This is a genomic window from Stenomitos frigidus ULC18 (genome assembly GCF_003003795.1).
Lineage (GTDB): Bacteria > Cyanobacteriota > Cyanobacteriia > Leptolyngbyales > Leptolyngbyaceae > Stenomitos > Stenomitos frigidus_A.
In genome coordinates this window covers 18,775-35,928 of sequence record NZ_PVWK01000142.1, presented here as the reverse complement: position 1 = coordinate 35,928, position 17,154 = coordinate 18,775, and the positions used below count along the sequence as shown (strand labels likewise).

Below are 17,154 nucleotides of genomic sequence, written 5' to 3'. Positions count from 1 at the left end.
ACGTTGAACAAAACGTGCGGTATTGCGTGATCAAGGTTGGCTATCCTACAAACTCAGCAAAGAATCAAATTACGGAGCTTATGTTATGCAAATCACGATCGACCTTCCCCACGACCTCCAAGCCAGCCTTATTAAGCAAGCCACCCAACTCAACCTCCCTCTCGAAACCTTCATCCTCCAAGCCCTCCAGCAAATCGTAGTCCTCGATCCCGACGATACCCCCAAAGCCGAAGTCCTAGCTGGGCTCTACCGCGCTCTCGAAGACGTAAAAGCAGGGCGCATCAGCCCCGTCGAAACCCTGTGGGACGACGACAGCGATGCCTGAACCCGCATTCACGCAGGTTTTAACAACTGCTGAATTCAAACGTGAAGCCCGCGCCCTCAAAAAACGCTATCGCAGCATCGAACTTGACCTGCAACCCTTGATCGAACAACTGCAAAACGGCGACCTCCCTGGCGATCACATCCCTGGTTTCGCAGACTACATCGTCTACAAAGTCCGTGTTAAAAACAGCGCCATCCGCAAAGGCAAAAGTGGCGGCTATCGCGTCATCTACCAGAGCCTTGCCCCTGATGTCGTTGTCCTACTCCGCCTCTACTCCAAATCTGACCAAGATGACGTGACCGTTGACGAGATCCGCGCCATCATCAAGAAATTCCAGGCTGATACAGAATCTACTTAAACAAGCGAAAGCCCTGTATCTGAAGTCTTCAGATCTACTTACTAAGGCGCATTGAATCTCCTAGACGCTCTGCATCCACTGCACGCATTGCTGCATTTGCTGGTGCACGGTTGCCCGATCGCCGTGAAACCGACGACCATGACCGGGCAGCACCCATTCAAACGAGTAGTCTGCCAATCGTTGCATCGATTTGGTTTGTTCCGTCCAGGAGTACCAGCAGACAGAACGAAAGGCGATGAGCTGTTGGCGATCGTCTGACCAGGCGAGGTGATCGCCAGAAAACAGAAATTTTTGGTCGTAGAGCAGAACCGTGTGCCCTTTGGTATGTCCGGGAACGGGAATGATCAGCAAATCGGGCGCGAGTTGGACTGTCTCCGTACCAGAAAGCTGGATCTCAACCGTTCGAGTATCGGCATTGATCTCGTCTTTGTGGAGAATGCGATCGCACCCGAAATGCTCATGAAATTTAGCGTGATCCGCCACATCATCGCGATGAGTCAGGTACAAATAACGAACACCACCCATCGCTTCTAACCGTTTCACCAGCAGCGGTACAAAGCGTGGCGAATCGACCAGCACATTGCCATCAGGACGTTGAATCAAGTAGCTAGCGGCTCCATAGGAACTTTCCGCATGGTAGCCACAGTGGTAGACGTTTTCGGCAAGGGCGATCGGGAAACTCTGCTGCACTGCTTTGATATCGGCTGGTTTCTCTACGGTGCCGATCGACGCAGTGGGGCAAGACAACAGTGCCTGCATCGCCTGCAACCGTTCAAACTCGCTGGCAGGCTGATGGTGCACCGCCGACTGGTCGCCTACTTGAGAAAACACTTGAGGAGCCATCCAACGGCAGGTGTCACAGTCAATGCAGGTCGTATCTACATAAAAGTCCCCGCTGACGTTTTCAGGGCGACGTTGGGTGAGGTGAGCCATGATTTTGATCGATACTAGAGATCTGATAAGACAACGAGGAAAAGCCGCATGGATTTGCGAACGACGAGTAAGCCCCTCTTAGAGTGGTCTGGGGATGGTTTGGCGATCGGTCTGTTTGAAGGTGATGGCGAACTCACGGCTGAGTTAGTCGCGTTGGATGACAAGCTGTCTGGCACACTGAAAGAGCTGATCGCCGAAGCAGAGTTCAAAGGTAAAGAGGGCAGCAGTGCGGCAACGCGAGTCGGGTCAGGCAGCACAGTCCGTAAACTCATTCTAGTGGGTTTGGGCAAACCGGAGAGCCTGAAGCTGGACAGTCTGCGTCGGGCAGGGGCTATAAGTGCGCGTCTGGCAAAGAAGGAAAAGTGCAAATCGCTGGGCATCAGTCTGCCTATCTGGCAGGATAAGGCGGCACTCACGGCTCAGACGATCGCGGAAGGTGCTGAACTGGCGCTCTATCAGGACACCCGCTTCAAATCGGAAACAGAAGATAAAGGATCGTCGGTTGAGCAAATTGAGCTATTGGGGTTAGGTAATCAGGAGAGTGCCGTGACTCGTGCTCGTCAGATTGCGTCGGGTGTCTTTTTGGCGCGTGAGTTAGTCGCGGCTCCTGCCAATTACGTCACGCCTATTACTCTGGCAGAAACGGCTCAAGCGATCGCCAACGAATACGGTCTGGCACTAGAAATTTTGGAGCGGGAAGACTGCGAGAAGCTGGGTATGGGAGCGTTTCTCGGTGTCGCGCAAGCCTCCGATCTGCCACCGAAGTTTATTCACCTGACCTACAAACCAGACGGCACACCTCGCCGCAAGCTGGCAATTATTGGCAAGGGACTAACCTTTGATTCGGGTGGACTCAACATCAAAGGTGCAGGCAGCGGTATCGAGATGATGAAAACTGATATGGGCGGTGCCGGAGCCACATTGGGTGCAGCGAAGGCGATCGCGCAAATTAAACCCGATGTCGAAGTCCACTTCATCAGCGCTGCTACCGAAAACATGATCAGCGGTCATGCCATCCATCCGGGCGATATTCTCACGGCTTCGAACGGCAAAACGATCGAAATCAACAATACGGATGCCGAAGGTCGTTTGACGCTCGCCGATGCGCTGGTTTTTGCTGAAAAACTGGGTGTGGATGCGATCGTCGATCTGGCAACGCTCACGGGAGCCTGCGTCATTGCTTTGGGCGAAGACATTGCGGGGCTGTGGAGTTCTGACCCTGCCATTGCTAGCCAGTTAACACAGGCAGGCGAGCTAGCAGGCGAAAAAATCTGGCAGATGCCGATGGAAGAAAAGTACTTCGACGGATTGAAATCCCCGATCGCCGACATGAAAAATACAGGACCGCGACCTGGTGGCTCAATTACTGCTGCACTGTTTCTCAAACAGTTCGTCAAAGAAACCCCCTGGGCACACCTTGATGTGGCTGGCCCCGTTTGGACGGAGAAGGAAAACGGCTACAACAGCCCTGGTGCCACAGGCTATGGCGTGAGAACGCTGGTGAACTGGGCGATCAGCGAGTAGCCACAATTCATAGCCACAGTTACCCATGCCCTTGCATGGGTTTGCCTCGGTGGTGTTTGAACGTGTTGTCAAACTGTAGAGACGTTACCCTGTATCGTCTCTACGCTCTTTGCCTGTACCCCGTTTGCTAAACTTTTTTGTCAACCGGGAACATAGCGTCTAGTATCGCAAAGCGTTTCTCACTGCCAACCGGGAATCCAGGGCGTTCCGGCAAGCGGTAAACGTGCCATTGCCGCCGCTTCAACAGTAAGGGCAACGAGATCTTCCCGCTCCAAATGATGGATATTTTGCTTGCCGCAGGCGCGCGCGATCGTCGTCAGTTCCATATTCAACGTTTTGAGATAGTTTTCGACCCGACGCGCACCGACCTCAGGTTCCAAACGCTTTTCCAACAGGGCGTCTTGAGTAGTGACACCCACGGGACATTTTCCAGTGTGACAATGATGGCAGAAACCGGGAGCGGTGCCGATCGCCGCATAATCCTCAATAGCCGAGTGATGTTCGCCCTGCTGGATGTAGGTTTCGCTATTGCAGCCCAACGCAATGAGAATGCCTTGTCCGATCGAGACGGCATCGGCACCCATCGCGATCGCTTTTGCCACATCCGCTCCGGTGCGAATACCACCGGATACAATGAGCTGCACGTTGCCTTTCATATCCAGATCTTCGAGGGCATCCACTGCCTGACGCACCGCTGCCAGCGTGGGAATGCCGACGTGTTCGATAAAGATACTTTGGGTTGCCGCGGTGCCGCCCTGCATCCCATCAACGACAATCACATCCGCACCGGAATGCACCGCCAGCTTGACATCATTGAAGGTACGCGAGGCTCCCACTTTCACATAGATGGGCTTTTCCCAATCGGTGAGTTCCCGCAACTCTTGAATTTTGATAGTGAGGTCATCGGGGCCTGTCCAATCAGGATGGCGGCAGGCAGAGCGTTGATCGACGCCTTCGGGTAAGGTGCGCATTTGTGCCACGCGAGGATTAATTTTTTGCCCCAGCAGCATGCCACCACCGCCCGGTTTTGCGCCCTGCCCAATGACAATTTCGATCGCGTCTGCCTTGCGCACATCATCAGGATTGAACCCGTAGCGGGATGGTAAGCACTGATAGATCAAGGTTTTGGAGGAAAGCCGTTCTTCGGATGTCATGCCGCCATCGCCCGTGGTGGTCGAGGTGCCCACAGCAGTTGCAGCAAGTCCTAATGCTTCTTTGACATTGGCAGAGAGAGAGCCGAAACTCATGCCTGCGATCGTGATGGGAATCTCCAACTCAATGGGTTTAGTGGCGTACCGAGTCCCCAGAACGGTTTTGGTTGTGCATTTTTCGCGATAGCCTTCCAGCGGGTACCGCGAGAGAGAGGAACCCAAAAACACCAAATCATCAAAGTGGGGCAAGCGCCGCTTGGCACCTAGCCCACGAATTTCGTAAAGACCATGCGCCGCTGCATTTTGAATGTAGCTAATCATGCGGCTGTCGTAGCCCCAGGATGCTTCACGAGAAATGGATTGATGCGATTGAGCGTCGTTCATGTTCTTACAGTCGTGTGAAGTGGCTAGGAGCGATCGGCAAAACGTAGCAGGATAAAGTAGTTCACTGTTTAGGGGTGCTCCTCATAAATCCCTGCGCGGCTCACTGCATAGTCTGATAGCAAAGGCAGATTGGGGTCAACACATTTGTCGAATTCATCTAAAAGTTGATTTGTGAGAGTTTCAAAGTCTTGATCTCTCATGGTCGTATCTAGATTGCTGAGGCTAGATTGTGCTGTGTGCTGTTCTTGCCAAGTGACAAATTCAACAAAGTCCAACACTTCATGTAACTTCGTTTGAGGCAAGGAATTTAACTTGGTGATAATAGTTTTAATAATCGATTCCATCTAGCCTCACTCTTCATCGTCTCTCAATGTTAGGATTTACACATTTTGCCAAAACCTCGGAGGTTTAAGCACTAAAGCTGGTCATAGAGTTCAATGTTTGGTTAAAACCTCCGAGGTTTGCGTAAACCCAAAATGTGTTTGATCATTTATAGCAGGCGCTTGCTCTATCCTAGCGAATGCGATCGCATCAGAATGAAGATACTTAATACTCCTGATTGGCATCGGCGTTCCAGTGATAAAGCTGCTTGGCAGAGGCAATGCGTTTGAATTCTTTTGCATCGTGAGAAAAACCGGCTTTGGCGAGAAGTTCGCCCACGGCTTCGTAATCAGCATCGGTCATAGGCTCAATTTGGGCATCGGCACCGAGTGATTTGATGGTGCCGCGTACGTAGATGATGGCTTCGTAGAGAGAATCGCCGAGGGCATCGCCTGCGTTGCCGCAAATCACGATTCGTCCGGCTTGTGCCATGAACGCAGAGAAGCTGCCGACGCTGCCACCCACCACAATATCGGCTCCTTTGAGGGAAATACCACAGCGCAGACTAGCATCGCCATCGATTACCAGTAAGCCGCCCTGGGCAGACGCTCCAGCAGCAACGGAAGCAAAGCCTTTGACGTGGACTCGTCCTGACATCATGTTTTCGGCAACACCGGGGCCGGCATTACCGAGAATGGTGACGTTTGCCAGTTGGTTCATGCCAGCCGCGTAATAGCCCGCATGCCCCGCAATTTCGACTTCTACAGGCGAATCTAAACCGACCGCGATGTTGTGAGCACCGTCAGCATTCAGAATGCGGATGGTTTGACCGCTTAATGGTTGATGGAGAAAGCGGTTGACTTCGCGCAGGGGCGTTTGGGCGAGGTCGAAGGTTACACCGTCCATACGTACATTTCCTCGGGTGCGGGTTCATAGATGTGAGCATGATTAATGTTGGGAAGATGAGCGAGCGAGCGAAATTCGGAGGCGATCGCCACGTAATCATCCGTCTCTGCGACCACAGCAGGCTTGCAGGCAAAGGCATCACGCACCAACGCCAACTTATCTGCTGTGCCCATGAGAAAGGTATAGAAACCATCAAGCGCTTCAAAGCCTTTCTGAATGGCTGCTTTCAAATCATCACCTTCCTGCATCCGCCATTCGAGAAAGCGGCAGGCGGCTTCGGTATCGTTGTCGGTTTCAAAGTGAATGCCGTGATGTTCAAGCTTGCGGCGAATTTCGTAGGGATTGGAAAGAGAGCCATTGTGGACGAGGCAGAAATCTTCGCCGGCCGTAAAGGGATGGGCGTGGGCAGGCGTGACGGCAGATTCGGTTGCCATGCGGGTATGCCCGACGAGATGGGAGCCTTGCAGGTCTTTGAAGTGATAGCGATCGGCAATGCTAGTCGGACTACCGGCATCTTTGTACAGGTCGATCGCCCGTCCGATAGACAAGAGATGGATGTGTGGATAGTGGTCTTGTAGCCATTGCTTGACGGCACTGGGAGCCAGGTTCGCGGTCAGCACGGCTTGATTCTCGTGAATTTGGAGATCGGGAGCCGTATTGAAATGGGTTTGAAAGGTCTGCGCCAGTTCTGACCAGTGGAAGTGATCACCCGCAGGGATACTGCCAGAGTAGAGGCTGTATTTGCGCTGATTATCTGGCAGCGCTTCAGTAAAGACGGCGAGTCCGGCAGAATCGGGACCGCGTTGGCTCATGCCAATGAGCATGGGCACCATCAGTTCACCGAGTGACGATCGCAGTGATGGATTTTTGATGAGTAAGCCGACGATGCCACACATAGATGGTTGTTAGTTGGTAGTGGTTAGTTTTTAGTTAAAGAAGTGTTGAGTGTTGAATTGCAAGGATGGTTAGTGGTCAGTGGCATTAGTTGGTAGTGAGTAGTCATTGCTTTTTCTCCTGGCTTCTGACTCCTGACTTCTAACAACCAACCACTACCAACTAACAACTAAACAAGCCGCTTAGAAAAACTCCAAATAGCGCTGCACTTCCCAGTCCGAGACATGGCGCATGTATTCGACCCATTCCATGCGCTTGAGACTGATGAATTCGGTGGCGAGAGGGCCGAGGGCATTGGTGAGCACGGTATCGGCTTCGAGGGCGTCGATCGCTTCTTTCAGACTTTGCGGCAAGGTTTGAATGCCTTTGTCCTTGAGGTCGGCTTCGGAGAGATCGTAGAGGTTGATGTTGTGGGGGTCGCCCGGATCAAGTTCATTTTCGATGCCGTCCAGTCCAGCAGCGATCGCGACAGCGGCGGCTAGGTAAGGATTGCAGGAACCATCGGCAAGGCGGAATTCGAGTCGTCCCCCTGGAATGCGCACCAGGCTGGAGCGATTGTTGTCACCGTAAGTGATGTAGGCAGGTGCCCAGGTGGCACCACTGAGCGCTCGTCCCACCACCAGTCGTTTGTAGGAGTTGATGGAAGGCGCACAGATCGCAGTCAGTGCAGGCGCATGAGCCAGCAAGCCACCAAGGAAGTGATACGCCAGTTTGGACAGTCCCAAATGGCGAGGATCGCTGTCATCCGCAAAAATGTTGGATGTGCCATCCGACATGGACATGTGCATGTGCATCCCGGTACCCGTGCGGTTAGCAAAAGGCTTGGGCATGAAGGTGGCAATCAGCCCCATCTCTTTGGCAATTTCAGACGCTGCCATTTTGAAGAAGATGTAGCGATCGGCGGAGGTTAAGCAATCCGTATAGGTGTAATTGATTTCGAACTGACCGTTTGCATCTTCGTGGTCAATTTGATACACGTCAAAGCCAGCAATTTGCAGGCTTTCCACCAATTTTTCAATAAACGCGCGACTGCGAGACAGTCCTTTGTAGTCGTAGCAGGGTTTTTCCAACGTATCGGTCGGATCAGCGGGAGCAATGTGGCCTTGAGCATCTTTTCGCAGCAAGCTAAATTCAGGTTCCAGCCCGGTATAGAACGTCCAGCCTTTTTGCTTCAGCCGTTCCAACTGCTGCATCAGCACGAACCGAGCATCGTAAGGATAGGGCTGTCCATCCACGTGCCCAACGCAAACCATGCGGGCAAACCCTGGCATCCAGGGCACCAGGCTCAAGGTTGATGGATCACCGATCGCCATGAAATCATGGCTGTTAGGCTGTTGCGCCAGACCCCAAACGGCAAAGCCCGCAAAGCCTGCGCCCGGATCGAGAATGTCGTCAAAGTGCGAGGCAGGTACGGCTTTCGTTTTGGCAGTGCCGTGCATATCTACGAACTGCGCCAGGACGAATTTGACGTGATTGTCTGCTAGAAATTTCTTTGCTGTTTCTGGAGTCATAGATGGATGCCTTGAAAATGGTTGTTGGTTGTTAGTTGTTGGTTGTTAGAAGATAGGAGCAGGAGAGGCGGAGGAGTGGGGAAGTAAAGAGATTTGAATTAACTCAGAACTCTCTAGCTTGTCGGCGCGTAAAGCCTTCGGCATACAAGAAACACAAAGTGGCTCCTTCGGAGCTAGCGCTACTCAAAACTCAAAACTTTTATCCCTCATCACTGTCTCCAAGCCGACAATCCCCCCACCTAACTCTTCTACGATCGCCACCAACGTCCGCCACAGATATGCTCCAAAAGTACCATCACACCAGAGGCGATAGAAGGGTTGTCCATTGCGTTCCCCCGGAATAATAATCACAGCGACCCCCACCATTGAGGTGAGGATAACGGGACGCTCCAGTAATGATAAAGCGCAAAAGTTAACGCTACAGGTTTGCAGCAGTAGTTCGTTGACCGCTGAGCCACAAAGGACGATCGCGGCATCCTGACGCAAGACGGGATAGACTTTGGCGGGTGGTTGCTGACAAGCTTCCGCCAATTGTGGTGCAATGTGGCTGTGCAAACTGTCTTCGATCAAAAATTCTGTTAAACCAAGACGAGCAATGATGCCACCGTCGGGAAGCGGACTCCAGGTATTGGGTCGATCGGGTGTTGTGATGCCTTCATTTAATAACCAAGCGGCTGCATTGGCTCCTTTGACTCCGAAGCGAGTCAGGCAGGAGACATCGGCAATACCTAAACGGGAAGCGATCGCAGCGTCATTCGGCATTGTCACCAACGATGGCATTTTATTCACATCACGCCACGATCCATCAAGAGATTGGAGTACATCATGCACTGGACTCACGCGACGTGTCTTCATACCGCAACCTCCTCACGTTTGGGAATGGATTCTTTCTGGCGGAGGTTTTCAGGATCGTAGAACGGTGTAGGACTGATGGTTGCAGTGACAAAGGAAGCATCGGAGCGGCGAATGGAGATGCGATCGCCCATCGTTGCTAACTCTGTTCTCACGTATGCCAACCCAATAAACCGTTGCAGTGAGGGGCTGTAGGCAATACTGGTGACACGACCCGCAATCTCATCGCGATCGATCACTAAATGACACTCTTGGGGCGGCACCCCTTGAAATGGCTCCAGCATAAAGCCCACCAACGTGTGTTTGACCGGACGTTTTGCCATACTTTGCAAACTCCGTTGACCAATGAAAAATGGCTTATCCAGTTTGACAGCCCATCCCAAACCAGCCTCTCGCGGAGTGGTCAAACCGTCGGTATCCTGCCCAACAATCAGGTGCCCTTTCTCCAATCGCAACAGCCGCTGCGCTTCGACGCCAAAGGGGGTAATACCGTAGTCTGCACCCGCTTCTAGCAGAGCATCCCAGAGCGCGAGCGCGGAGTCTGCCGGGACGTGAATTTCATAGCCCCATTCACCCACAAAACCAACGCGTAGGAGTAAAGCGGGAATGCCAGCCACAGTTGCCTGACGCACACCAAGGTAGGGGAAGGCGCTACTGGACAAATCCAGATCGGTGAGTTTGGCAAGCACTTCACGGGCGTAAGGGCCTGCTAGATTGATGGCCGATCGTGCCCCTGTTGTGTTCACAATGCCGCAGTCTAAGCGCCACATCGTATTGAGTCGCGACAGTTCGCGATAAATATTCGCTGCACCGGATGTCGTTGTCGTGAAGTAGAAATGCTCGGCTTCAAAGCGAGCAATCACGCCATCATCCACAATGACACCCGTTTCATCCAACATCAGGGCATAGCGAGACATCCCGACTTTCAGATTGGCGTAGCGTCCGGTGTAGACGCGCTCCAGAAATGCAGCCGCATCAGCACCCCGGATTTCCAGCTTGCCCAAGGTGCCCACGTCGATGATGCCGACCTGAGTACGAACAGCGATCGCTTCCGCCCCAATGCATTCCTCACGGCTTTTTCCCGATTGAGCGTAGTATTCGGGTCGCCGCCAGTTCCCCGCCAGCATGAATGTTGCGTTCAATGCAGCATGGCAACTATGCAGCGGTGTTTGACGCTCTGGTGTAAACCCACGCCCTGCTAGATGAGACAGAGGCACCGGATGGAAAAACGGTCGTGCGGTTGTTGTACCCACTGCTCCAGGAGTTTTACCCGTAATGCGTGCCAGAATTCGTAGAGCATTCATGTTGGAATGCTTACCCTGGCTGGGTCCCATCCCTACCGTGGTGTAGCGCTTGAGGAGTTCAATGTTGTCAAATCCTTCCTGTGCAGCATTGTAGAAGTCTTTGAGTTGCAGATCCTCGTCAAAATCCACAAAGTTTTTGCCGTGTGGATGGGGGACGATCGGCCAGGGATGAGAAACACTCTCACTCCTGAACGAACTGCTGTGTATAAATATCTGGGCTGCGTTTGCAGTCCTGACCGGGGGACTTCCCCCCGTGCCCCCGCCATGTGGGGGCCTAACTCCCCCACGCCCCCCGAAAGGTGCTGCTTGCTTCGGCTCTAGTCCCTCGTATACCGAATTGTGGGTGTGTGAGTTTTCAAAATCTAGATAAGCTGCTGCTGCCATCCCAGCGCGATCGCCATCCAGCCTTTTCGGCTCAAACTGAAAGATGCCATTGACTCGACCACAGGCAAAAACGCCCGCAGGCAACACATCTGGCACAAACTGCTGCAAGTGGTCATCAAAACGCATTTTGGCACCCGCTTGATACAGCAAATTTGCGGTCGGTGCCCAACCCACACTCATGGCAATGCCATCACAGGCGATCGTTCGTTTCTGTCCAATGAGCGGCTCACCATTTCTATCCAAGGGACAAATCACCACACTGGAAATGCCATCGCCTGCTGGATTTCCCTTTGCTTCGTAGATGCAATGTCCTGTAAAGATGGGAATGTTCTGCGATCGCGCCCTTTGCGTGAGCTCCGTTACTACCGGAGTGGGGCGCAGATCGACGATCGCCATCACAATCACCCCATGCGCCGCCAGATCCAATGCCGCTCGATACCCATCACTATTCGCCACCAAAACGACTGCCCGTTGCATGGGTTTCACCGCATAGCGATAGATAAGCCGTTGAGCAGCCGATGCCAGCATCACACCCGGAAGGTCATTGTTGTGAAAAACGGCTGGCTGTTCATAAGCACCGCTGGCAACAATGACTGCCTTGGCCCGCATTTTGGAGAGCCGATCGCGATCGACCAGGGGAATCCAGTGATCGGCGTAATAGCTTGCTGCCTGTGTTCCCGTGTAGAGGCGAATAGTGGGATGGGTGGCGATCGCCGCCAGCAATTCATTGGTTTTCTCGGCGAGAGAACCATCACCGCCCAATTGATAACTGCCCGACCCACCAGCTTTCGCATTCTCATCAACAACGACCACATCTGCGCCTGCATTCGCTGCTGCCAGAGCCGCTGCCAGTCCGGAAACACCCGCACCAATTACCAACACATCACAAAAGTCGTAGCGTTTGGGTGTGCGAATGTGGGGCGTTGATGGATCGCCTTCGCCTAACCCAGTCATGCGGCGAATCAGGCGTTCCCAAAAAGGGAAGAGTTTTCGATCTAAAAAGGCTTTGTAGTAGAAACCAACGGGCAGAAAGGGTGAAAAGAAGTTGAGGACGCTGGCACGATCGCCCATCACGCCACCCACCGTATTAATGGCGGTGAGCGCCATTCCCGCTTCTAACGGCGTGACATCTGCTCGAACATTCAGCACCTGACCAGCTTGCATCAGCGTGTTGATGTCGTGATTGGCAAAGCTCAACAGCCCACGTGGACGATGATATTTGAAGCTACGTCCCAAAATGTGCTGACCCGCTGCCCACAACGCGCTACTGATGGTATCGCCTGCGTAGCCTCGAAAGGTTGTGCCTTCAAACGTGAAGTCGATCGGCTGAGTGCGATCGATCCATTCGCCCGGTAGCGGTGGCAGTCGTTGACTCATGCTGCATCCTCACTGAACAAATAGGTGCGAAGAATTTCATCGGTTAGGGTATTGCGATCGACCAAAAACCAGGTATTGCTCGGCGTATGGCACCACCATTCTTGCTTCACACCTGCGGCACCATTACGGTTAAACACATAATCTGCCCACATTGCATCATCTAATGACTGTGGATCGGGCATGGGACGTACTTCGCCGCCATACACAAATTCAGAAAGCGGTCGAGTACCGTTAATTGGACACACCATTAATTTCATGCTCATCCCATCCATCACAGGTCGTTTTTCTCAATGCTAAAAGGTGCCTAACAGCGGCAATACTTTTCTCTCAAGGAGTTCTACCAAAGCTGGTTCCATATACTCATACTCATCACGAATATCCAAACAAACGATTCGTTTACCATTGAGATGACGCTGAAACTTTTTTGAGAGCTTACTTCGGTGTACGTTCTCCATCACAAAGATAATATCTGCCCATTGGATTGCTTCGTTAGATAGTGGTGTGTCTGCATCCCGATCGATTCCTGCCGATGCAACCTCTAAACCCTCATAGCGCGAGAAAAGCATTTCAGCGGTCGGGCTACGTAGATGATTTTTGCCGCACACAAAGAGCAATTTCTTCATAAGCTCCATCACATTTACCGGAATCCTTCACCCCTACCGCTTCCAACTAAGGACTTCTGTAAAATGCTCGACCACTGGAAAAGGTTCATAAAAGTGATGGAGAAGCTGTTTCCATTTTTGATAAGTGGGTGATTCCCGAAAGCCAATCGTATGATCTTCCAATGCCTGCCATCGCACCAACAGTAAATATTTTCCGGGCACTTCAAGGCATTGATGGAGTTCATGAGAGTCATACCCCGGCATGGATGCTATCAAGAAAGATGCTTGCCGGAACGAGGTTTCAAACGCCTGCTCCAGACCACTTTTGACCATCAACATCGCCACCTCAAGCACCATAAACCCTCCTCAATTCCGACTCCCCACTCCCCACTCCCCCAATCAATGTCCTACCGATGCTGCACCCTTTTCACCAACCAGGGCATAGTTAGCGAAGCGATCGAGGGAAAAGTCCTCAATCAACTCATGATTGCGATCGTTCGCTACCGTAGAGGCCATCGTCTTACCGGCAACAGGGGTTGCTTTGAAACCCCAGGTGCCCCAACCAGAGTCGAGATAGAAGCCGTCGATCGCGGTTTTTCCCATAATGGGCGCAAAGTCTGGAGTCATGTCTGCCATACCCGCCCATTGCCGCACTACCTTGACGTGCGACAGGAAGGGAAAGAGTTCCAGCATGTGAGCCGCTAAGCCTTCCACAAAATCGAGAGTTGATCGGGTGGAATGCAATTCATAGGGGTCAAGCGACGCACCCATCACCAGTTCTCCCCGCGCCGTTTGGCTGACGTAGACATGGAGACTACCCGAAACAATGATGGGATCAAGCCATGCTTTCATTGGTTCGCTGACCATTGCTTGCAGGGGATGGATGTAGAGAGGCGATCGCAGCCCCACCATGTCCAGCAACCGGGGGGTTGATCCAGCCACCGCGCATAACACTCGTGACGTAGAAATCTTACCCCGTGACGTTTCCACACCTGTCACTCGACCAGATTCCACAGTGATGCCTAAGACCTCTGTTTGTTGATGGATTTCCACACCGCGTTGATCGGCTCCACGCCCATAGCCCCAAGCCACTGCATCATGACGAGCAATGCTTCCCGGCGCATGATAGAGTGCGCCTAGAATGGGAGCCTGTCCACCACAGGTAATATCCATGTGTGGACAGGCTTCTTGCACGGCATCGGCATCGACCAGTTCGCTATCAATGCCAAAGTGCTTGTTGACCTCCGATCGCCAGCGCATGGTTCGCACCGAGGCATCGGTATGTGCCAGCGTAAAGTGTCCCCGTGTGGAATAAAATAAATTCAGGTCGAAATCCTGCGCTAAGTCCTGCCAGAGACGCACCGATTCATCGTAGAACTTTACGCCTTCAGGTGTAAGGTAGTTGGAGCGAATGATCGTCGTGTTGCGCCCCGTATTGCCACCACCGATGTAGCCTTTTTCCAGTACGGCAACGTTATGCATCCCATGATCGCGCGCCAGATAGTAGGCTGCGGCAAGTCCATGCCCACCCGCACCGATGATCACCGCGTCATAGCTCGACTTGAGGCGATCGGGTTGCCGAAACATCCGGGGTTCCGGGTACTTGTTAGAAAAACCAAATTTCAGCAGACGCAAGGGCATGGCTTTTTCTGATCAAAATACAATCTAACGAAACACGACGGTCTTGTTGCCATGCACCAGCACGCGATCTTCAACGTGATAACGCAAGCCTCTTGCCAGAACCGTTTTCTCAATATCTTTGCCATAACGCACCAAATCTTCAACAGAATCAGAGTGGTCAATGCGAATCACATCCTGCTCAATGATGGGCCCTGCATCAAGATCTGCCGTGACGTAGTGACAGGTTGCACCCGTTAATTTCACGCCTCGTTCATACGCCTGATGGTATGGTTTCGCACCCACAAACGACGGCAAAAAGGAATGATGGATGTTAATAATGCGTCCAGAATAGTGATCGCACATCTCTGGCGACAACACCTGCATATACCGCGCCAACACCATCACATCTCCCTCGACACGCTCAAACAAATGTATCACTTTAGCAAACGCGTCTGCCTTAGTTGCCGGCGTCACGGGTACATAGTGAAAGGGAATGTCATGCCACTCCACAAACTTACGAAAGACATCATGATTAGAAATAACGCAGGGAATTTCCACATCCAGTTCGCCACTTTGCCACCGAGCCAGCACGTCATACAAGCAATGCTCTAGTTTCGAGACCAGAATGACTACTCGCTTTTTCTGTGCCGAATCGGTAATTTTCCAATCCATCTGAAAGGACTCGGCGATCGGCGCAAACTGCTCCCGAAACGTCTCAATGCCAAAGGGAAGCGAATCGGCGAGAATTTCTTGCCGCATAAAAAACCGTTGGACTACCTGATCGGCGTGGTGCTGCGCTTCGACAATCCACCCCTGATGATTGGCAACAAAGGTGCTCACGGCTGCCACAATACCCACGCGATCGGGGCACGAAAGGGTCAAAGTATAGCGTCGAACAGAAGACATCGGATTCCCGTTCCGTTGAGGCAACTTCAGTGCTTATCATCCCGTTTTGATTCATATATGTCAACTAAAATTCCTGCTATTATCCAAAAAAGGATGTTTGAGAGCATCCAGGTTTGTGGATGCAACCTGGATGCTTACGGCGTCTTTCCATGACAGAAACACGGTTTCTGCGTCAGTCCCATTGAGGTAAACGATGGCAGATGCAATGACAGGGAAGCCTGAGCAAACTGTCTCTGACCATACATTAGAGCGCTATGTGGGCAACACTATTCGTGACTTGCGACAGCGGCATGGATTGACGATCGCCGAAGTATCTGAACAGGTCGGCATTTCGCGTGGCATGTTGTCCAAGATCGAAAATGCGCAAACCGCAACCAGTCTAGAAACGTTGGCTAAACTCGCCAGTGCGCTAGGCGTGTCATTGGCAACGCTGTTTCGCAACTACAACATCCCTGCTGGGAGTGCCCAACTGGTCAAACAGGGTGAAGGGATGGAAGTGGTGCGTCGGGGCACCAAACGCGGTCACACCTATCATCTGTTGGCATACGATCAGGGACCCACAAAACTCTTCGAGCCCTTCCTGATCACAATGGATGATGCCTCCGAAGTGTTTCCCACCTTTGAGCATCCCGGTACGGAGTTCATTTATATGCTGGAAGGCGCGATCGAATATCGTCACGGGCAATCCACCTATCTGCTGGAACCGGGCGATTCTCTGACCTTTCGCGGCGATATTCCTCACGGCCCCGAAAAGCTGATTACCTTACCCATTCGCTTCCTTGCCATTATTTACTATTCAATGCTGCCTACGGATGCGTAGGACAGGGCAATGCCCCCTACAGCCACGATCGCTGCATTGGACCCACATCCAATTGGACAAAGAACAACCGCATGGAAAGCCGATTGCTAGTCTGCGATCGCGATCGCCATCTGTCGTTTAGCGAAAATATTTTTCATGTGTTTCTTCACTGTGTTGTGGGTGATATACAGCTCTGTTGCAATCTCTTTATAGGTGTAGCTAGCGCGATAGCGCAGCCAGACATCTAGTTCGCGCGGCGTCAACTGATACTGCTGCCCTTCAGCGATCGCCGTACTCTGTATCGATTGAACCTGATCCTCTAGCGTGATGAGTAGGCAGGGATGTTGCCACAGCTCTAAATTCAACCATTGTGCGCGGATACGATAAGACACTGTTTTGCCAGTGATAATCTCATCCTCGAACGTCACAGCAGTCTGTGGATAGCGCTTGAGGCTACCGATTAAGCCTTGACACGTCCGCCAGATTTCTTGCGGTACGCGATCGGGCTGAGCCAGACCTTGAGTCAGTTGGTTACAAATGCGACGAGCGCGATCGTTTGCATGGATCCACTCCCCCTGATCAGTCAGTATCAGTACGCCGTCAATAAACCCTTCCAGTAAAGCTTGAAGCAACGAAGGTTGTTTAAGGGTAGAAGTTACCGTGTGCATTGGTGTCTGTCCAGTGAGGCTGAATGAACGCTTGGTGAAATGCGGCTCTATCGTTCCTATTATGCTGATTTAGGTCTCAATTAGCTTGAAACCCTTGCCAGTAAAGGATCTCAGCCACAAAGACATTCTTGTTAATCGGAAAGGACTTCAAACTCTTATCTAGCAAGCTTTTCCTCGTAATTTCGTCTGATTTCGCATAGTTTGGTCGATAGAGCCTGAAATGCTTGCACTCAATGCTGAGTCAGCCAAAACCGCTGTCTCAGCAACCTGATGTATGCTCACACCGGGTCAAGCACGGGTGAGCATACGAACGTATTTAGATCCCTCAAAAAATT

At 52.1% G+C, this 17,154-nt stretch carries 18 protein-coding genes; 4 read left to right on the top strand and 14 right to left on the bottom strand.

What is annotated here, in order from left to right; genetic code table 11:
• Window positions 1-85: 85 nt before the first annotated feature.
• Complete coding sequence (locus C7B82_RS26290; protein ID WP_106259730.1) at window positions 86-325, top strand: hypothetical protein; 240 nt, start codon at window positions 86-88, stop codon at window positions 323-325.
• Window positions 318-683, top strand: coding sequence for a type II toxin-antitoxin system RelE/ParE family toxin (locus C7B82_RS26285; RefSeq protein ID WP_106259728.1), 366 nt, complete (start codon window positions 318-320; stop codon window positions 681-683). Before C7B82_RS26290 ends, C7B82_RS26285 begins: the two co-directional genes overlap by 8 nt.
• A 60-nt stretch (window positions 684-743) precedes the next feature.
• On the opposite strand, the gene C7B82_RS26280 is transcribed toward C7B82_RS26285, so the two are convergent.
• Entirely contained in the window at window positions 744-1,616 is an 873-nt protein-coding gene (locus C7B82_RS26280) for an MBL fold metallo-hydrolase (protein WP_106259727.1), read from the bottom strand.
• 48 nt (window positions 1,617-1,664) lie between these two features.
• On the opposite strand from C7B82_RS26280, the gene C7B82_RS26275 reads away from it, so the two are divergent.
• Window positions 1,665-3,140, top strand: a complete 1,476-nt coding sequence (locus C7B82_RS26275; protein WP_106259725.1) for a leucyl aminopeptidase — start codon at window positions 1,665-1,667, stop codon at window positions 3,138-3,140.
• A 179-nt stretch (window positions 3,141-3,319) separates the two neighbouring features.
• Here the strand turns inward: C7B82_RS26275 and C7B82_RS26270 are convergent, their stop codons facing one another.
• The 12 genes from C7B82_RS26270 to purU all read right to left on the bottom strand — a co-directional run bounded on the left by C7B82_RS26270 (window position 3,320) and on the right by purU (window position 15,352).
• Window positions 3,320-4,675 (bottom strand): FMN-binding glutamate synthase family protein, encoded by a 1,356-nt coding sequence (locus C7B82_RS26270; RefSeq protein ID WP_106259724.1) that lies wholly within the window; start codon window positions 4,673-4,675, stop codon window positions 3,320-3,322.
• A 68-nt stretch (window positions 4,676-4,743) separates the two neighbouring features.
• Entirely contained in the window at window positions 4,744-5,019 is a 276-nt protein-coding gene (locus C7B82_RS26265) for a hypothetical protein (RefSeq protein ID WP_106259722.1), read from the bottom strand.
• Between the two features lie 202 nt (window positions 5,020-5,221).
• Window positions 5,222-5,902 (bottom strand): GltB/FmdC/FwdC-like GXGXG domain-containing protein, encoded by a 681-nt coding sequence (locus C7B82_RS26260; protein WP_106259720.1) that lies wholly within the window; start codon window positions 5,900-5,902, stop codon window positions 5,222-5,224.
• Window positions 5,890-6,798: a class II glutamine amidotransferase gene (locus C7B82_RS26255; RefSeq protein ID WP_106259718.1), complete on the bottom strand. Its 909-nt coding sequence runs from the start codon at window positions 6,796-6,798 to the stop codon at window positions 5,890-5,892. Before C7B82_RS26255 ends, C7B82_RS26260 begins: the two co-directional genes overlap by 13 nt.
• Before the next feature lie 180 nt (window positions 6,799-6,978).
• Window positions 6,979-8,307, bottom strand: a complete 1,329-nt coding sequence (glnT, locus tag C7B82_RS26250; RefSeq protein WP_106259717.1) for a type III glutamate--ammonia ligase — start codon at window positions 8,305-8,307, stop codon at window positions 6,979-6,981.
• 183 nt (window positions 8,308-8,490) lie between these two features.
• Window positions 8,491-9,162, bottom strand: coding sequence for a methylglutamate dehydrogenase (locus tag C7B82_RS26245; RefSeq protein WP_106259715.1), 672 nt, complete (start codon window positions 9,160-9,162; stop codon window positions 8,491-8,493).
• Window positions 9,159-12,224, bottom strand: a complete 3,066-nt coding sequence (locus C7B82_RS33990) for a 2Fe-2S iron-sulfur cluster-binding protein (protein WP_245940104.1) — start codon at window positions 12,222-12,224, stop codon at window positions 9,159-9,161. The genes C7B82_RS26245 and C7B82_RS33990 overlap by 4 nt, the downstream gene beginning before the upstream one ends.
• The gene (locus tag C7B82_RS26230; protein ID WP_106259935.1) at window positions 12,221-12,481 is read right to left on the bottom strand and encodes a sarcosine oxidase subunit delta; all 261 of its coding nucleotides are present in this window, start codon (window positions 12,479-12,481) and stop codon (window positions 12,221-12,223) included. The genes C7B82_RS33990 and C7B82_RS26230 overlap by 4 nt, the downstream gene beginning before the upstream one ends.
• A gap of 36 nt (window positions 12,482-12,517) precedes the next feature.
• Complete coding sequence (locus tag C7B82_RS26225) at window positions 12,518-12,847, bottom strand: low molecular weight protein tyrosine phosphatase family protein (protein WP_106259934.1); 330 nt, start codon at window positions 12,845-12,847, stop codon at window positions 12,518-12,520.
• Between the two features lie 33 nt (window positions 12,848-12,880).
• Window positions 12,881-13,183, bottom strand: a complete 303-nt coding sequence (locus C7B82_RS26220; RefSeq protein ID WP_106259713.1) for an antibiotic biosynthesis monooxygenase family protein — start codon at window positions 13,181-13,183, stop codon at window positions 12,881-12,883.
• 42 nt (window positions 13,184-13,225) lie between these two features.
• The gene (locus C7B82_RS26215) at window positions 13,226-14,467 is read right to left on the bottom strand and encodes an FAD-dependent oxidoreductase (RefSeq protein WP_106259712.1); all 1,242 of its coding nucleotides are present in this window, start codon (window positions 14,465-14,467) and stop codon (window positions 13,226-13,228) included.
• Window positions 14,468-14,491: 24 nt separating this feature from the next.
• Window positions 14,492-15,352 carry a formyltetrahydrofolate deformylase gene (gene purU, locus C7B82_RS26210; protein ID WP_106259710.1) on the bottom strand — a complete coding sequence of 287 codons (861 nt, stop codon included), beginning with the start codon at window positions 15,350-15,352 and terminating at the stop codon, window positions 14,492-14,494.
• A gap of 193 nt (window positions 15,353-15,545) precedes the next feature.
• On the opposite strand from purU, the gene C7B82_RS26205 reads away from it, so the two are divergent.
• Entirely contained in the window at window positions 15,546-16,172 is a 627-nt protein-coding gene (locus C7B82_RS26205) for a helix-turn-helix domain-containing protein (RefSeq protein WP_245940103.1), read from the top strand.
• 86 nt (window positions 16,173-16,258) lie between these two features.
• Here the strand turns inward: C7B82_RS26205 and C7B82_RS26200 are convergent, their stop codons facing one another.
• Window positions 16,259-16,819, bottom strand: coding sequence for a helix-turn-helix transcriptional regulator (locus C7B82_RS26200; RefSeq protein ID WP_106259709.1), 561 nt, complete (start codon window positions 16,817-16,819; stop codon window positions 16,259-16,261).
• Window positions 16,820-17,154: the final 335 nt, after the last annotated feature.

What these genes read in the sequence shown, in the direction of transcription:
- C7B82_RS26230 (WP_106259935.1), bottom strand. Translation starts at nt 12,481, where the DNA reads ATGAAATTAATGGTGTGTCCAATTAACGGTACTCGACCGCTTTCTGAA.
- C7B82_RS26260 (WP_106259720.1), bottom strand. Translation starts at nt 5,902, where the DNA reads ATGGACGGTGTAACCTTCGACCTCGCCCAAACGCCCCTGCGCGAAGTC.
- C7B82_RS26275 (WP_106259725.1), top strand. Translation starts at nt 1,665, where the DNA reads ATGGATTTGCGAACGACGAGTAAGCCCCTCTTAGAGTGGTCTGGGGAT.
- C7B82_RS26215 (WP_106259712.1), bottom strand. Translation starts at nt 14,467, where the DNA reads ATGCCCTTGCGTCTGCTGAAATTTGGTTTTTCTAACAAGTACCCGGAA.
- C7B82_RS26205 (WP_245940103.1), top strand. Translation starts at nt 15,546, where the DNA reads ATGGCAGATGCAATGACAGGGAAGCCTGAGCAAACTGTCTCTGACCAT.
- C7B82_RS26270 (WP_106259724.1), bottom strand. Translation starts at nt 4,675, where the DNA reads ATGAACGACGCTCAATCGCATCAATCCATTTCTCGTGAAGCATCCTGG.
- C7B82_RS26285 (WP_106259728.1), top strand. Translation starts at nt 318, where the DNA reads ATGCCTGAACCCGCATTCACGCAGGTTTTAACAACTGCTGAATTCAAA.
- glnT (WP_106259717.1), bottom strand. Translation starts at nt 8,307, where the DNA reads ATGACTCCAGAAACAGCAAAGAAATTTCTAGCAGACAATCACGTCAAA.
- C7B82_RS26245 (WP_106259715.1), bottom strand. Translation starts at nt 9,162, where the DNA reads ATGAAGACACGTCGCGTGAGTCCAGTGCATGATGTACTCCAATCTCTT.
- C7B82_RS26255 (WP_106259718.1), bottom strand. Translation starts at nt 6,798, where the DNA reads ATGTGTGGCATCGTCGGCTTACTCATCAAAAATCCATCACTGCGATCG.
- C7B82_RS26265 (WP_106259722.1), bottom strand. Translation starts at nt 5,019, where the DNA reads ATGGAATCGATTATTAAAACTATTATCACCAAGTTAAATTCCTTGCCT.
- C7B82_RS33990 (WP_245940104.1), bottom strand. Translation starts at nt 12,224, where the DNA reads ATGAGTCAACGACTGCCACCGCTACCGGGCGAATGGATCGATCGCACT.
- C7B82_RS26220 (WP_106259713.1), bottom strand. Translation starts at nt 13,183, where the DNA reads ATGGTGCTTGAGGTGGCGATGTTGATGGTCAAAAGTGGTCTGGAGCAG.
- purU (WP_106259710.1), bottom strand. Translation starts at nt 15,352, where the DNA reads ATGTCTTCTGTTCGACGCTATACTTTGACCCTTTCGTGCCCCGATCGC.
- C7B82_RS26280 (WP_106259727.1), bottom strand. Translation starts at nt 1,616, where the DNA reads ATGGCTCACCTCACCCAACGTCGCCCTGAAAACGTCAGCGGGGACTTT.
- C7B82_RS26225 (WP_106259934.1), bottom strand. Translation starts at nt 12,847, where the DNA reads ATGAAGAAATTGCTCTTTGTGTGCGGCAAAAATCATCTACGTAGCCCG.
- C7B82_RS26290 (WP_106259730.1), top strand. Translation starts at nt 86, where the DNA reads ATGCAAATCACGATCGACCTTCCCCACGACCTCCAAGCCAGCCTTATT.
- C7B82_RS26200 (WP_106259709.1), bottom strand. Translation starts at nt 16,819, where the DNA reads ATGCACACGGTAACTTCTACCCTTAAACAACCTTCGTTGCTTCAAGCT.